The 14,965-nt window shown below is 73.0% G+C and carries 15 protein-coding genes; 10 read left to right on the top strand and 5 right to left on the bottom strand.

From position 1 onward, the window contains the following. The first annotated feature begins 2 nt into the window (after positions 1-2). The 4 genes from ACQP0T_RS16665 (at position 3) to ACQP0T_RS16650 (ending at position 3,281) form a co-directional block, all read left to right on the top strand. Positions 3-824 carry an SDR family NAD(P)-dependent oxidoreductase gene (locus ACQP0T_RS16665; protein WP_433868889.1) on the top strand — a complete coding sequence of 274 codons (822 nt, stop codon included), beginning with the start codon at positions 3-5 and terminating at the stop codon, positions 822-824. Between the two features lie 232 nt (positions 825-1,056). Further along, positions 1,057-1,416 (top strand): bleomycin resistance protein, encoded by a 360-nt coding sequence (locus ACQP0T_RS16660; RefSeq protein WP_433868888.1) that lies wholly within the window; start codon positions 1,057-1,059, stop codon positions 1,414-1,416. Between the two features lie 285 nt (positions 1,417-1,701). Then, positions 1,702-2,847: a hypothetical protein gene (locus tag ACQP0T_RS16655; protein ID WP_433868887.1), complete on the top strand. Its 1,146-nt coding sequence runs from the start codon at positions 1,702-1,704 to the stop codon at positions 2,845-2,847. A 62-nt stretch (positions 2,848-2,909) separates the two neighbouring features. After that, positions 2,910-3,281 (top strand): YccF domain-containing protein, encoded by a 372-nt coding sequence (locus tag ACQP0T_RS16650; RefSeq protein WP_345360959.1) that lies wholly within the window; start codon positions 2,910-2,912, stop codon positions 3,279-3,281. Between the two features lie 66 nt (positions 3,282-3,347). On the opposite strand, the gene ACQP0T_RS16645 is transcribed toward ACQP0T_RS16650, so the two are convergent. Genes ACQP0T_RS16645 through ACQP0T_RS16635 form a run of 3 tightly spaced genes read right to left on the bottom strand, consistent with a single transcriptional unit; the run spans position 3,348 to position 6,321 of the window. Beyond that, on the bottom strand, positions 3,348-4,847 hold the full coding sequence (locus ACQP0T_RS16645; protein WP_433868886.1) for a tripartite tricarboxylate transporter permease: 1,500 nt from the start codon (positions 4,845-4,847) through the stop codon (positions 3,348-3,350). 26 nt (positions 4,848-4,873) lie between these two features. Further along, positions 4,874-5,359, bottom strand: coding sequence for a tripartite tricarboxylate transporter TctB family protein (locus ACQP0T_RS16640; protein ID WP_433868885.1), 486 nt, complete (start codon positions 5,357-5,359; stop codon positions 4,874-4,876). Continuing rightward, entirely contained in the window at positions 5,356-6,321 is a 966-nt protein-coding gene (locus ACQP0T_RS16635; protein ID WP_433868884.1) for a tripartite tricarboxylate transporter substrate binding protein, read from the bottom strand. The genes ACQP0T_RS16640 and ACQP0T_RS16635 overlap by 4 nt, the downstream gene beginning before the upstream one ends. Positions 6,322-6,524: 203 nt before the next feature. On the opposite strand from ACQP0T_RS16635, the gene ACQP0T_RS16630 reads away from it, so the two are divergent. From ACQP0T_RS16630 to ACQP0T_RS16615, 4 genes are all read left to right on the top strand, one after another. Further along, complete coding sequence (locus ACQP0T_RS16630) at positions 6,525-7,448, top strand: LysR family transcriptional regulator (protein ID WP_433868883.1); 924 nt, start codon at positions 6,525-6,527, stop codon at positions 7,446-7,448. A 77-nt stretch (positions 7,449-7,525) separates the two neighbouring features. Further along, entirely contained in the window at positions 7,526-8,440 is a 915-nt protein-coding gene (gene kdgD, locus ACQP0T_RS16625) for a 5-dehydro-4-deoxyglucarate dehydratase (protein ID WP_433868882.1), read from the top strand. A gap of 30 nt (positions 8,441-8,470) precedes the next feature. Further along, entirely contained in the window at positions 8,471-9,805 is a 1,335-nt protein-coding gene (locus ACQP0T_RS16620; protein ID WP_433868881.1) for an enolase C-terminal domain-like protein, read from the top strand. A gap of 17 nt (positions 9,806-9,822) precedes the next feature. Continuing rightward, positions 9,823-10,974, top strand: a complete 1,152-nt coding sequence (locus ACQP0T_RS16615; protein ID WP_433868880.1) for an L-talarate/galactarate dehydratase — start codon at positions 9,823-9,825, stop codon at positions 10,972-10,974. 9 nt (positions 10,975-10,983) lie between these two features. Here the strand turns inward: ACQP0T_RS16615 and ACQP0T_RS16610 are convergent, their stop codons facing one another. Next, positions 10,984-11,304 (bottom strand): ArsR/SmtB family transcription factor, encoded by a 321-nt coding sequence (locus ACQP0T_RS16610; protein ID WP_433868879.1) that lies wholly within the window; start codon positions 11,302-11,304, stop codon positions 10,984-10,986. A 251-nt stretch (positions 11,305-11,555) separates the two neighbouring features. Between ACQP0T_RS16610 and ACQP0T_RS16605 the strand changes: the two genes are divergently transcribed. Next, positions 11,556-12,761 carry an MFS transporter gene (locus ACQP0T_RS16605; protein WP_433868878.1) on the top strand — a complete coding sequence of 402 codons (1,206 nt, stop codon included), beginning with the start codon at positions 11,556-11,558 and terminating at the stop codon, positions 12,759-12,761. A 121-nt stretch (positions 12,762-12,882) separates the two neighbouring features. Further along, entirely contained in the window at positions 12,883-14,403 is a 1,521-nt protein-coding gene (locus ACQP0T_RS16600; RefSeq protein ID WP_433868877.1) for an acyl-CoA synthetase, read from the top strand. 16 nt (positions 14,404-14,419) lie between these two features. Here ACQP0T_RS16600 and ACQP0T_RS16595 read toward each other — a convergent pair whose 3' ends face one another. Beyond that, a complete protein-coding gene (locus ACQP0T_RS16595) occupies positions 14,420-14,857 on the bottom strand; it encodes a MarR family winged helix-turn-helix transcriptional regulator (protein ID WP_433868876.1) in 438 nt (145 codons plus the stop codon). Positions 14,858-14,965 lie beyond the last annotated feature (108 nt).

The raw sequence follows: 14,965 nt of genomic DNA, 5'->3' as shown, positions 1-14,965 counted from the left end.
CCGTGCGCGACTTCGCATTCCCCGGCACGACCGCGCTGATCACCGGCGCCGCGAGCGGCATCGGCGAGGCGCTGGCGCACGACCTCGCGGGCCGGGGCTGCGCGCTGGCCCTCCTCGACCGGGACTCGGCGGGCCTGGACCGGGTGGCGCAGCGGTGCCGCGCGCTCGGCGCGGACACGAGCGTCCACGTGGTCGACCTGTCCGACGGCGCCGACCGGGCGGACCTGGCCGAGGAGGTGCTGGACCGCCACCAGCGGGTCGACCTGCTCGTCAACAACGCCGGGGTGGCGCTCGCCGGTGAGCTGCACCAGGTCGGCATCGAGGACTTCGACTGGCTGATGGAGGTCAACTTCCGGGCGGTGGTGACCACGACGATGGCGTTCCTGCCGCACCTGCGCGGCAACCCCGGGGCGCACGTGGTCAACACCTCCAGCCTGTTCGGGCTCGTCGCCCCCGCCGGGCAGGTCGCCTACGCGGCGAGCAAGTTCGCGGTGCGCGGGTTCACCGAAGCGCTCCGGCACGAACTGGCGGGCCGGGGGGTCGGCGTGACGGTGGTGCACCCCGGCGGCGTCAAGACCGGCATCGCCACCAGCGCGCGACTGGGCCGCGGCACCGACGACGAGCAGCGAGCGGCGCGCGACGAGTTCTCCAAGCACCTGACCATGCCGCCCGCGACGGCGGCGCGGCTCATCACCGAGGCCGTCCGCACCCGCAAGCCCCGCCTGGTCATCACCCGCCCGGCCAAGGTCCTCGACCTGCTCGCCCGGCTCGTCCCGGGCCGGTACGCGGCGGTGCTCACCGCGCTCAGCGGCCTCCGGAAGTGAGGGAGCGTCCCGCCGGGAACGCGCTTCCCGCCCCGGTGAACCCGCGGGTCCGCGGGGCGTTCACCGTTGCCGGTGAGAGCGCGCGCCGCTCGGTGCGTCCCGGCCCGGTCGGCGATGCCGTCCTGGTAGGTTCGGCGCCCTGCGCGGCGGGATGCGACGCCGCCGCCCGCGATGGCGATTCCCGCGGGTCCGCCGCTGTCGAACGAAGAAGAGGGGTTCCGCCGTGCCCAAGATGACCGCTGCCGTTCCGGTGCTCACCGCCGTCGACGTGCCCGCCGCCGTCGAATTCTGGTCCCTGCTCGGTTTCACCCGCGAATTCGCCGAGTCCGACTTCGCCGGGGTGGGGCGCGACGACGTCACGCTGTTCATCTGCTCGGTGGACGACCAGGTGGTCCCGGACAACACCCAGGCCTGGGTGGAGGTGCACGGCTTGGACGACCTGCACGCCGAGTGGGCCGGTGCGGTCCTGTCCACCGACTACCGGGACACCTCGGGCCCGGCGATCACCGCCATCAGCGACCAGCCGTGGGGTCGGGAATTCGCCGTCCGCGACCGGGCGGGCAATTGCGTGCACTTCGTCGGCGAGCACTGATCACCCGGAGGTGTTGTTCCGGAATCCCGGAATCGCGGCAGCCCGTTCGGAATCACGGCGATTCCCGCGCCGCGCGTGAATCCCGCTCGGTGATCGCGATGGCGGAACTCCCGAATTCCCCGGGCACGGCCCGAATCGCCCGTTGACATGGTGATCCGCCCGGTTATGTGATGGGTGGGCGGCGGAGCGGTTCGTCGCGGCACAGCCGAGAGCGGAGAACGGTGCGCAGTTCCGGTGCCCCCGGATCCGTCCGCGCGTTCGTCCGCTTCGCCGGGGGAGGAACGCATGGCCGGCACGCGAGGCATCGGGACGGCGGACGCACCGCGGGAATCGGCGCCGTGGTGGCGGCGGGCATCGGACACCGGGCGCCGGGTGGTCCCCGCGCGCTGGCGCGTCGCCGCGCGGGACCGCCGGTTCGCCGCCGAGGAACGGCCGGAACTCCAGGCGTTCCAGCGCTTCTACGAACGGCTGGAGCGCAAGCGCGGCGCGGTCTACCTGTTCGTCACCGGCGGGCTGCTGCACCGGCTGGTCAGCGCCGAGCGCCTGGTGCCCCGCGACGTCAACCTGGTGCTGCTCGGTTCCGGCCTGGCGGAACCGGAGGTGCGGTGGATCCGCACCCGCCTGGACCGCCCGTTCCACCACATCGGGCTGCCCGTCGACGCCAACACGGCGTGGGAATTCCTGTTCGCCACCAACCGGTTCGACTTCGGCTACGTCGACGCGGACTGCCTGGTCCTGGAACCGGCGGTGTTCGACGACCTGCTGCGGTTCGACGACGACATCGCGCTCAACGCGGCTTGGACCCACCCCGCCGAACCCGGCCTCGCGCTGGCCGTTCCGCCCCTCGTCGGCGTCCACGTCGCGGCGGTGCGCGAACTCCGGCGCGGCGGCCGGTACCTGAGCCCGGCGCACCACGACTGGGACGGCTCGGTCCTGCCCGGACCGCAGCCGCGCTCCTACCGCCGCGTGCCCACCGCCCGGCAGCGCCGCACCCTGCTCGAAGTGCTGCCCGCCGACGAGCGCGGCAGGCCGGTGCCACCGGGCGGCGCCGCGCACTTCGACACCCTCGTCGCCTTCCAGATCGGCGCCGTCACCGCCGGTTACCGCACCCGCGCCGTGCGCCCGCTCGCGCACCGGCCGCCGGACGCGGCCGCCGCCTCCGGGGCCTGGCAGCAGGACCTCAGCGACGAACTCGTGCACCTGCGGGAGCTGGACCGCCACGTCCGGCTGCACCTGGCCATCGAGCACGCGCAGCTCAGCGCCACCGGCGCCGAGCTGCCGGGGAGCTACCGCGCTCGGCTGCGGGAGGTGGCCGGCCGGCTGGCGGGCCTCGGGGTGGCCCCGGAGGAAGCCGCCGGGCTGGTCCGGGCGCACCTGAACGGCCGGGGAGTGGGCGAGCGGTCGGCCGACCGCGTGCTGGGCGCTGGTTGACCGATCGGTGCTGATCGGCGTCCGGTTGGGGGTCCGGTGGTGGCGTCGGGACAATGGGGGGCGTGAACGCGATCCTCAACGTGCTGTGGCTGGTCCTGTCCGGTTTCTGGATGGCGGTCGGCTACGCGGTGGCCGGAGTCATCTGCTGCATCCTGATCATCACCATCCCGTTCGGCATCGCCTCGTTCCGGATGGCCAACTACGCGCTCTGGCCGTTCGGGCGCACGCTGGTCGACCGGCGCGATGCCGGGGCGGCGTCGCTGCTGGGCAACCTGGTGTGGCTGGTCTTCGCCGGGTGGTGGCTGGCCCTCGGGCACCTGGTCACCGGTGCCCTGCTGTGCATCACGATCATCGGCATCCCGCTCGGCGTGGCGAACTTCAAGCTGGTCCCCGTGTCGCTGGTACCCCTGGGCCGCGAGATCGTCCCCGCCTGACGGGTCCTTTCGGAATGCGGCGGAGCCGCATGCGGTGAGGCCGTCAACCGGCGCCGCCGCCACCGGTCACACCCGCTCCCGGGTGCGGCGCCGGGCCACGACCAGGCGCCGCACCAGCGGGATCAGCGCGACCACGACCAGCAGGGCGAACAGGGTGCCGGAGATCGGGCGGGCGAGGAACCCGGACGGGTCGCCGTCGAAGATCAGCAGGGACCGGCGCAGCGACTCCTCCAGCATGGCGCCGAGGACGAACGCGAGCACCAGCGGTCCCGGTTCGAAGCCGAACTTCTTCATCAGGTAGCCGAGCAGGCCGAAGAACACCACCAGCGCGATGTCGAAGACGCTGTTGCGCACCGTGTAGACGCCGATCAGCGTGATGAGCACCGTGATCGGCGCCAGCACCGCCGCGCGCACCCGCAGGATCTTCACGAACAGCCCGACCAGCGGGATGCTCATGATCAGCAGCAGCACGTTGCCGAGGTACATGGAGTTCACCACGCCCCAGAACAGCTCCGGTTCCTGGTCGACCAGTTGCGGGCCGGGCGTGACGCCGTGCACCAGCAGCGCCCCGAAGATCATCGCCATCGTGGCGTTGGCGGGGATGCCCAGGGTGAGCAGCGGGATGAACGACGAAGTGGACGCGGCGTTGTTCGCCGTTTCCGGAGCGGCGACGCCTTCCACCGCCCCGCGCCCGAAGTGCTCCGGGGTCGGCGACCGCCGCTTCTCCAGCGCGTAGGCCGACAGCGAGGACAGCGTCGCGCCGCCGCCGGGCAGGATGCCGAGCAGGAAGCCGACCACCGAGCCGCGTCCCATCGCCCCGGAGGAGCGCCGCAGGTCGGTGCGGGACGGCCACACGTTGGGCACTCGCGACGGGGCGGCCACCGCGGTGCGCCGCCGCTCCAGGTCGTGCAGGATCTCGCCGAGCCCGAACAGCCCCATCGCGATCGGCACGAAGTCCAGTCCGTCGGACAGGGCCAGCGAATCGAAGGTGAACCGCTCGACGCCGGTGAAGGTGTCCCGGCCGACGGTGGCCAGCAGCAGCCCGAGGCAGGCCGCGACCAGCGCCTTGAGCCGGCCGCCGTTGCTCACGGTGGCCACCAGCAGGATGCCCAGCAGCGCCAGCGCGGTGTACTCCGGCGGGCCGAAGTCCAACGCGAAGCCGGCGACCAGCGGGGCGAAGAAGGACAGCGCGACGATGGAGACCGTGCCCCCGGCGAACGACCCGATGGCCGCGATGCCCAGCGCGGTGCCCGCCTTGCCCTGGCGGGCGAGCGCGTGGCCGTCGAAGACGGTCACCACCGAGGAGGCCTCGCCGGGCAGCCGCAGCAGCACGGAGGTGATGGTGCCGCCGTACTGCGCGCCGTAGAAGATGCCGGCCAGCATGATGATCGCCGTCACCGGTTCCACGCCGAAGGTCAGCGGCAGCAGGATCGCGATCGTCGCCGCCGGTCCCAGTCCGGGCAGCACGCCGACGAGCATCCCGATGACGACGCCGAGCAGGCAGTACAGCAGGTTGGTGGGTTCCAGGACGACGCCGAACCCGTCGAGGACGGGGGCCAGATCCATCGTGGCTCCAAGGGGGCCGTTGCGGGTCAGAAGAGGTGCGGGATGGGCACGCCCAGCGCGCCGACGAAGATCGCGTAGAACGCGATCACGATGCCCAGCGCGGCCACGACGGACAGCCGCCACGTTTCGCCGCCCAGGAACCGGAGCCAAACCAGGGCGAGCAGCACCGAGGGGATCTCGAAGCCGATGGTGCCGACCAGCGCGACGAATCCGGCCATGCTCAGCAGGCCGACGAGCACCTTCGCGCTCTCACCGGTGAACGCCTCGGCGTCGGTGGTGCGCCGGGCCAGCACCGCCAGCGCGATGCCGAGCCCGGTGATGGCGAGGCTGATCAGCAGCGGCCAGGTCCCGGGACCGGGCGCGGCGGGGGTGCCCGCGCCCAGGGTCCAGGACCCGACGAGCCCGGCGACGCCGACCGCGATCACCAGCAGCGCCGCGACGAGGTTGGCCACCGGTCCCGCCCGCGGCGGTTCCCCGGCCTCGGCCGCCTCCTCCGGCTCGGCGGCCGTCACCGCGCGCCCCCGAGGTCGATGCCGTACTCCTGCACCATCCCGCGGTAGCTGTCCAGCGAACCGGTCCACTCCTCGACGACCCGCGCGCCGTCCACCTCGTGCGGCGTCAGCAGGTTCTCCTCGTTGAACTTCCGGTAGGACTCGGTGGCGAAGGTGGCCCGGAACGCCTCGCGCAGCCGGTCCAGCACCTCCGGCGGGGTGCCCTTCGGGGCCACCACCGCGCGCGCCTGCGAGACCAGCACGTCGTAGCCCTTCTCCACGGCGGTCGGGGTGTCCGGGAGGTACTGGTTGCGCTGCTCGGAGAAGGTGACCAGCGGGATCAGCGCGCCGCCCTCGATCTGCCCGATCGCCTCGCCGAGCTGCACCGCGGCGACGTCGACCTGCTGCCCGAGGACGGCGGTCATGGCCGGGGCCCCGCCGTCGAAGGGCACCGCGGTCCCGGGGATCCCGGCCTGCTTGAACAGCAGCTCCTGGGAGAGCTGGCTGCCGGTGCCGACGCCGGTGGTGCCGAACTTGAGCTCGCGCCCGGCGGCGGCGAGGTCCTCCAGCGCGCCCAGCCCGGAATCGGCGTGCGCGACCAGCACGTAGTCGTCCCGGGAGATCCCGGTGATGACCTCGAAATCGGTGACGTCGACGGCCTGGTCCGGGGGCACTGCCAGCGGCGTGATCGCCACCAGCGAGGCGTTGAGGACCATCAGCTCGTGCCCGTCGGGCGCCTTGCCGGACAGCTCCTCGGCGGCCAGCGCGCCGTTGGCGCCCGGCGTGTTCACCACCGGCATCGCGACGCCGAGCTCCTCGGCGGCGCCGTCGGCCAGCGCGCGCCCGATCAGGTCGGTGCTGCCGCCCGGGTCCTGGCCGATGGACAGGGTGATCGGTCCGCTGGGGAATTCCCCGCCGCCGCTGGACAAGTTGCCCCCGCACGCGCTGAGCGAGAGGGCGAGCGCCGCGGCGACGGCGGGCACCGCCCATCGGCGGCCACGCCTCCGGCGGGATGATCCCCGGTGAATGGGCTCCGTCGACGTCACCTGGGTCATGCCTTCTCCTTCGCTGGCGGTGATCGGCGTTGTGATCGGCATCACTGCGGCCGGACGCCCGGGAAGCCTAAGAGCGGAATTCCATGCATGTCCAAGGCCGATCGGGCATGAGCTGATACCTTGCGCGCATCATGTTCTCCTTCGAGCAGCTCCGCGGGTTCGTCGCCGTCGCCGAGGAACTGCACTTCGGCCGGGCGGCGGAACGGCTGGCCATGACGCAGCCGCCGCTGAGCAGGCAGATCCAGAAGTTGGAACGCGCCGTCGGGGTGCGGCTGTTCGAGCGGGACAACCGGCGGGTGGCGCTCACCCCCGCGGGAGCGGCGTTCGTGGCCGAGGCGCGCCGGTTGCTGGCGCTGGCCGACCGGGCGCCGGACGTGGCCCGCAGGATCTCCGCCGGGTCGCGCGGCACGCTGCGCATCGGGTTCACCGCCGCCTCGGCCTACGGCACCCTCGGTCAACTGCTGAACCGGTTGGAGGAGGCCCTGCCGCAGATCGACGTGGAACTCTCGGAGATGGTCACCGGCGAGCAGGTGGCGGCGCTGCGCGGCGGGGAACTGGACCTCGGGCTGGCCCGGCCGCCGTTCGACGGCGAGTTCGGCTCCCGGGTGCTGCGCCGGGAACGGATGCTGGTCGCGGTGCCCGAAGATCACCCGCTCGCCCGGCGCGGCACCCCGGTGGCCGCGGCCGACCTCGTCGACCAGCCGCTGATCATGCATTCGCCGAGCAAGGCGCGCTACTTCTACGACCTGGTCGTCGGGTTGGTGCCGATCGCGCACCGCAACGTGGTGCACGTGGTGAGCCAGATCCTGACGATGGTGTGGCTGGTGGCGGCCGGGCGCGGCATCGCGTTCGTGCCGGAATCGGCGACCGGGCTGGGCATTCCCGGTGTGGTGCACCTCGAACTCGCGGGAGCGCCCGACGACCCCGTCGAACTGCACCTGCTGTGGACCCGGGATTCGCGCAACCCCGCGCTGTGGCGGGCGCTCGACGCCGTCGACCAACTGATGCCGGACGGGTATCACTCGATGCAGAACAACTCTTGGACAGCATCGTGAACAGCTCCCTACCGTAGCGGCGACAGAGCCCGGCCCAGCGCCAGGGCGTTCCCGATCGCCGACCGAAGGGCGTTCCCGTGACCCAGTTCGCTCCGCCCGATCTGGCCACCCGGCTCGGAACCGGCCTGCTCTCCTTCCCCGTCACCCACTTCGACGCCGAGCTCGCCTTCGACGAAGCGCGCTACCGCGACCACCTCGCGTGGCAGAGCGGATCCGGCGTCGCCGGATTGTTCGCCGCCGGGGGCACCGGCGAGGGCTTCTCGCTGACGGCGGGCGAGGTCGACCGCGTGGTGCGCACCGCCGTCGACGAGGTCGCGGGCCGGGTCCCGGTGCTGGCCCCGGCGACCGGCGGCACCGCGCTGGCGGTGGCCCAGGCCCGGGCGGCGCAGGACGCGGGCGCCGACGGCGTGCTGCTGCTGCCGCCGTACCTCACCGAAGCCGGGCAGGCCGGGCTCGCCGAGCACGTCAGCGCGGTGTGCGCGGCCACCGATCTCGGCGTGCTCGTCTACAGCCGGGCCAACGCGGTGTTCACCGACGTCACCGTCGCCGCCCTCGCCGACCGGAACCCGAACCTGATCGGGCTCAAGGACGGCGTCGGCGACGTCGAGCGGATGGCCCGGATCTACGCGCGGCTCGGCGACCGGCTGGTCTACGTGGGCGGCCTGCCGACCGCCGAGACCTTCGCGCTGCCGCTGCTCCAGCTCGGGGTGAGCACCTACTCCTCGGCGCTGTACAACTTCCTGCCGGAGTTCGCCCTCGGCTTCTTCGAGGCGGTCCGCGCGCAGGACCGCGCCGAGGTCTACCGCAGGCTCAACGAATTCGTGATCCCCTACCTGGACATCCGGGACCGGGCGCGCGGCTACGCGGTGTCCATCGTCAAGGCGGGGCTGGACGCGGTGGGCCGCGACGGGGGACCGGTCCGCCCACCGCTGACCGGGCTCACCGACGAGGAGCGGGCCGATCTGGCCGAGCTGATCGCCGCGGTGTCCTGAATGCCGAACCGAACAACCGAGGGGTTTCCCGTGGACACGTCACGCACGCCCACCGTCGTCGACGTCGAGGTGGTGCCCGTCGCCGGGCGGGACAGCATGCTGCTCAACCTCAGCGGTGCGCACGGCCCGTTCTTCACCCGCAACGTGGTGGTGCTGACCGACAGCGAGGGCCGAACCGGGCTGGGCGAGGTGCCCGGCGGCGAGCCGATCCGGCGCACCCTCCTCGACGCCGCCGAACTGGTGCGCGGTCGTCCGGTCGCCCGGCTGCACCGGACCCTGCGCGAGGTCGCCGAGACCTACGCGGCCCGGGACGCCGGCGGGCGCGGCGAGCAGACCTTCGACCTGCGCACCACCGTCCACGCCGTCACCGGCTTCGAATCCGCGCTGCTGGACCTGCTGGGCAAGCACCTGGAGGTGCCGGTGGCCGACCTGCTCGGCGAGGGGCGGCAGCGCGACCGGGTGCCGGTGCTGGGCTACCTGTTCTTCATCGGGGACCGGCGCCGCACCCCGCTGCCGTACCCGACCGCCCCCGAGGGCGCCGACGACTGGGAGCGGGCGCGGTGCGAACCCGCGCTCACGCCCGAGTCGGTCGTCGCGCTGGCCGAGGCGGCGCGGGCCCGCTACGGGTTCCGCGACTTCAAGCTCAAGGGCGGGGTGCTGGCGGGGGAGCAGGAGATCGCCGCGGTCCGCGCGCTGGCCGAGCGCTTCCCGGACGCCCGGATCACCTTGGACCCCAACGGTGCCTGGTCGCTGGAGGAGGCGGTCCGGTGGTGCGCCGGGATGTCCGGGGTGCTCGCCTACGCCGAAGACCCCTGCGGCGCGGAGGACGGGTTCTCCGGCCGGGAGGTGATGGCGGAGTTCCGGCGTGCCACCGGGCTGCCGACGGCGACGAACATGATCGCGACGGACTGGCGGCAGCTCGCCCACGCCGTGCGCTCGCACGCGGTGGACATCCCGCTGGCCGACCCGCACTTCTGGACCCTGCGCGGTTCGGTGCGGGTGGCTCAGCTCTGCCACGACTTCGGTCTCACCTGGGGATCGCACTCCAACAACCACTTCGACATCTCGCTGGCGATGTTCGCCCACGTCGGAGCCGCCGCTCCGGGCGCGATCACCGCGCTGGACACGCACTGGATCTGGCAGGACGGCCAGGCGCTGACCCGCGATCCGCTGCGCATCGCCGACGGTGCGATCGCCGTGCCCGACGCGCCGGGGCTCGGGGTGGAACTGGATCGCGACGCCCTGGGCGCCGCGCACGCGCTGCACCTCGAACACGGCCTGGGCGCCCGCGACGACGCGGCGGCGATGCGCCACCTCGTCCCTGGCTGGACCTTCGACCCCCGGCGCCCGGCGCTGGTCCGATGAACTCCCCAGGAGGCCCGATGAACACCGCATCCGACCGGATCGGCTCCGTGGTGCTGTCCCGCGTCGACCTGCCGCTGGACACCCCGATCAGCGACGCGAAAGTGCTGACCGGGCGGCAGAAACCGCTCACCTCGGTGTCGATGCTGTTCGCCGAGATCCGCACCGAGGAGGGCTGGGAGGGCGTCGGCTACACCTACTCCAAGCGCGCGGGCGGGCCCGGCCAGTACGCCCACGCCCGGGAGGTCGCCCCGGAGCTCATCGGCGAGGACCCCAACGACATCCAGCGGATCTGGACGAAGCTGGTCTGGGCGGGCGCCTCGGTCGGCCGCAGCGGGCTGGCCACCCAGGCCATCGCGGCGATCGACATCGCGCTGTGGGACCTGAAGGCCAAGCGCGCCCGGCTGCCGCTGGCCAAGCTGCTCGGCGCCCACCGCGACGCGGTGGCCTGCTACAACACCTCCGGCGGTTTCCTGTCCACGCCGCTGGAGCAGGTGGTGGACAACACCCGCGCGGCCCGGGAGGCGGGCATCGGCGGGATCAAGATCAAGGTCGGGCACCCGGACCGCCGCGCGGATCTGGCGCGGGTCGCGGCCGTCCGCGAGGAGCTCGGCGACTTCCCGCTGATGGTGGACGCCAACCAGCAGTGGGACCGGGGCACCGCGACCCGGATGGGACGGGTGCTGGAGGAGTTCGACCTGGTCTGGATCGAGGAGCCGCTCGACGCCTACGACGCCGTCGGGCACGCCGCGCTGGCCCGCGAGCTGGCCACGCCGATCGCCACCGGGGAGATGCTCACCAGCGCTTTCGAGCACCGGGAACTGCTGCGCCACGAGTCGGTGGACTTCCTGCAGCCCGACGCGGCGCGGGTCGGCGGAATCACCCCGTTCCTCGCCGTCATGGCGGCGGGCCGGGACGCGGGCGTGCGGCTGGCCCCGCACTTCGCGATGGAGATCCACCTGCACCTGGCCGCGGCCTACGAGCTGGACCCGTGGGTCGAGCACTTCGACTGGCTGCAACCGCTGTTCGACGAACGCCCGGAGATCGCCGACGGGCGGATGGTGGTCCCGGGCCGACCGGGCCTGGGCATCACGATCAGCGAGCAGGCCCGGGCCTGGACCGTCCAGCAGGCCCGCACCGACGCCGACGGCACCACCGCGCTGGCGGAGTGACCGCACCCGTCATGCCGCGGGCGCGCTCCGTCCGGCGGTGGCGACCCCGTTCAGCAGGTCCGCGAGTTCGATGAGCGCCGCGGGTCGCGCCGTGTAGTGGTAGTTGCGGCCCTGCTTGCGGACCGCGACGAGTCCGGCGGTCTTGAGGATCTTGACGTGGTAGGAGACCGTCGACGCCGAGACGTCGGCGTCGGCCACGATCTCCGTGCAGGAGATCTCGTCGACGGTGGCGATGCGCAGGAACAGATCCATGCGCACCGGGTCGCTGAGCGCCTTGAACACCTCGGTCCGGTTCGCGAGGCCATCGCGGACGTCGTCGAACGCGCTCATGATCACCGCCTCGATCTCGGGTTGCGAGTCCGGTCCAGTCTACTTGCGGCTGGAGCGTCCGAACTGCGCCCGCGCACCGCGCGGGCGCAGTCGTCCGGCCGGGTTCGGCGAGCGGCCCACGGTTGACGGTGACCGGCAGATGTTTCTACGATCATCGAAATGTTCGCCAGGAGGCTGTTGGTCCGTTCGTCCCAGGTGCAGCCGAGCCGGGGCGTGGCGAGGTGGCGACCCGGCCTTCCGGCGGGTGCGGCATGAGCGCCGGAGCCCAACGCGCCGCGATCGCGGTCGTGCAGGTCCTCGGGCTCGCCGTCTGGTTCTCCATGTCGGCCGTCGTCCCGAGCCTGCAGCAGGAGTGGGGGATCTCGGCGGCGGAAGCGGTGTGGCTCACCGGCTCGGTGCAGATCGGTTTCGTCGCCGGGGCGCTCGGGTCGACCGCGCTGAACCTGGCGGATCGGGCCCGCCCGCACCGGGTCCTCGCCGCGAGTGCGGCCTCGGCCGCTGCGTGCACGGTCGCGCTGGCCGTCTTCGTGGACGGGATGGCGGGGGCGATCCCGCTGCGCTTCCTGACCGGGGTGTGCCTGGCCGGGGTGTACCCGGTCGGGATGAAGCTGACGGCCTCCTGGTCGAGCAGCACCGGCCGCGGCCTCGCTCTGGGCGTCCTGATCGGGGCGCTGACGATGGGGTCGACGCTGCCGCACCTGATCGCGGGACTGGGAGCGCTGCCGTGGCGCGGCGTGCTGTCGGCCGCGTCGGGGATCGGGCTGCTCGGCGCCGTGGTCGCGCTGGTGCTGGTGCGGCCGGGGCCGCACCTGGCCGCGGCGGCACCGAAGCACAACCCGCGATACGCGATCACGATGTTCGCCGAGCGCGGGCCCGCGCTCGTCAACGTCGGCTACTTCGGGCACATGTGGGAGCTCTACGCGCTGTGGACCTGGATCCCGACGTTCCTGCTGGCCAGCTCCGCAGGAGCGGCGTTGCCGGGTTCGGTCGCGCTCGTCGTCTTCGCGGCCATGGGGATCGCGGGCGTGGCGGGTTGCCTGCTGGGTGGCTGGGCCGCGGACCGGTTCGGTCGCTCTCCGACCGCCATCGCGGCGCTGGCCGTGAGCGGGCTGTGCTGCGCGGCGTCGCCGTTCGCCTTCGCCGCGGGACCGGCGTTGCTCGTCGTGTTCTGCGCCGTGTGGGGCGCGGCGGTGATCGCGGATTCCGGCGTGTTCTCGACCTCGTTGAGCGAGACGGCCGATCCCCGCTACGTCGGCACCGCGCTCACGGCGCAGACCGCGATCGGCTTCGCGCTCACCGTCGTGAGCATCCAACTCGTCCCGGTGTTGGCCGACGTGGTCGGCTGGCGCTACGCGTTCCTCGTGCTGGCCCCGGGCCCGCTCATCGGCGCGCTCGCGATGCGCGCCTTCGGCGCCCGCCCGGCAGCCGGTGCGGTGCCCGCGAAGGAGAGCACCTGACTCCCGCGCGACCCGACCGCGCATCGGGGCGCCGCCGCGACGGTGCACAATCATTGACTTGCTCAACGGTTGATGCTCTTCTGTGAAAGCGGCGGTAGTCGGCTGCGAGGAGGCACCGATCGTGCGCAACGAGGGCGTGGGTTCCTGGCCGTACCGGCGGATCCGGCGGGACCCGGGGCGCACGGCGCTCACCTTCCGCGCGCAGAGCTGGAGCTACGGCGCGCTGGACGAGCGGGTCACCCGGCTCGCGCACGCGCTGCGCGGCCTGGGGGTGGGGCGCGGTGACCGGGTCGCGCTGGTGAGCCCGAACCACCCGGCCTACCTGGAGGCGCTGTTCGCCTGCGGTCTGCTCGGTGCGGTGTTCGTGCCGCTCAACGCCCGGTCGGCCGCACCCGAGATCGCCTTCGCGCTGCGCGATTCGGGCGCGGCGGTGCTCGTCCACTCGGCCGCGGTGGCCGCGACGGCGGTCGAGGCGGCGGAGTCGGCGGGGACGCCGCGCCGGATCGTGGTCGACGGCCCGCCGGACGCGGCGGCGCTGGACTACGAGGCGCTGATCGAGGGCGCGGCCACCGACCGGCTCGACGAACCGGTCGGGCACGACGACCCCTGCGCCATCATGTACACCTCCGGGACCACCGGACGGCCCAAGGGCGTGGTGCTCACCCACGGCGGCGTCACCTTCGCGGTGCTGAACCCGGTGCTGGACCTGGACCTGACCACCGACGAGGTCGCGCTGGTGTGCGCGCCGCTGTTCCACACGGCCGCGCTGGACTTCGTCGCGCTGCCGGTGCTGCTCAAGGGCGGCACCGTGCACGTCGAGGAGCGCTTCGACCCCGGTCGGGTGCTCGCCCTGGTCGAGCGGCGCCGCGTCACCTACACCTTCGGCGTGCCGACGATGTGCGACGCGCTGAGCGCGCATCCGGACTGGCCGGGCGCCGACCTGTCCTCGCTGCGCCGCGTCGTGGTCGCCGCCGCGCCGGTGCCGCCGCGCACCCTGCGCGCCTTCGCCGACCGCGGGATCCGCATGTGCCAGGGGTACGGGCTCACCGAGACCGGGCCGGGAGCGCTGATCCTGACCCCGGACGCCGTCGAGCGCAAGCTCGGGACGGCGGGCGTGCCGCACTTCTTCACCGACGTCCGGGTGGTGGACCAGCGCGGCGAGCCGGTTCCGCCGGGCGAGCGCGGGGAGATCCAGATCAGCGGTCCGAACGTGATGCGGGAGTACTGGAACCGCCCGGAGGCGACCCGGGAGGCCTTCGCCGACGGCTGGTTCCGCTCCGGCGACATCGGGGTGTCCGATGAGGATGGTTACGTGTCCGTGGTGGACCGGCTGAAGGACATGTTCATCTCCGGTGGGGAGAACGTCTACCCGGCGGAGGTGGAGGCCGCGTTGCTGGACCTGCCGGGGATCGAGGAGTGCGCCGTGTTCGGCGTCCCGGACCCGCGGTGGGGCGAGGTCGGTCGCGCCGCGGTGACCGTCGCCGACGGCGTGCGGATCGACCAGCCGCAGATCGTCGCGTTCCTGGAGCGCCGCCTGGCCCGGTACAAGATCCCGAAGTCCTTCGTGGTGCTGCCCGAGATCCCGCGCACCGCGAGCGGCAAGGTGCGCAAGGGCGAGCTCCGCGAGCGCTACGCGGGTTGACCGGTCTCGGCCGAGCTCAGCCCTCCTCGGCGGGGAACGCGACGTGCTGGAGCGCCTCGCGCAGCTCCCGGGTGCGCTCGGCCGGCAACCCCGCGAAGTGCCGGTCGCTGCGCTCGGCCACCCGGTCCCGCGCCTCGCCGTGCAGCCGGACGCCGTCCTCGGTGGCCGTGACCAGCTTGTTCCGCCGGTCCTGCGGATCGGCCGCGCGCACCACCAGGCCGCGATCCTGGAGCTCGTCGACGAGGGCCACGATCTGGCTCGGGTCGAGGCCGACCAGGGCGGCGAGCCGCCGCTGCGCGATGCCGCGGTGCTCGACGACCAGCGCGAGCACGGAGTAGGAGCGGACCCGGAGGTCGAGCGGAGCGAGGGCCTTGCTGGCCGACCGCGCCACCACGCCGCTCGCGCGGGAGAGCAGGAAGCCGAGGTCGTCGGTCAGCGGGGGGTGCGGGCTCATGGGGGCCTCCTGCCGGGAACGCCCGGAATCGTAGCAGTACCTCAACGATTGAACTTATCCACGGTAGATGTTCTCATGCGACCGTGGTCGGAATCGCGGAGGACCAGC

The organism is Saccharopolyspora sp. CA-218241, assembly GCF_050954615.1.
Classification (GTDB): Bacteria; Actinomycetota; Actinomycetes; order Mycobacteriales; family Pseudonocardiaceae; genus Saccharopolyspora; species Saccharopolyspora cebuensis.
Note: the sequence above shows the minus strand (reverse complement) of the source record. Positions and strands in the feature narration are given on the sequence as shown.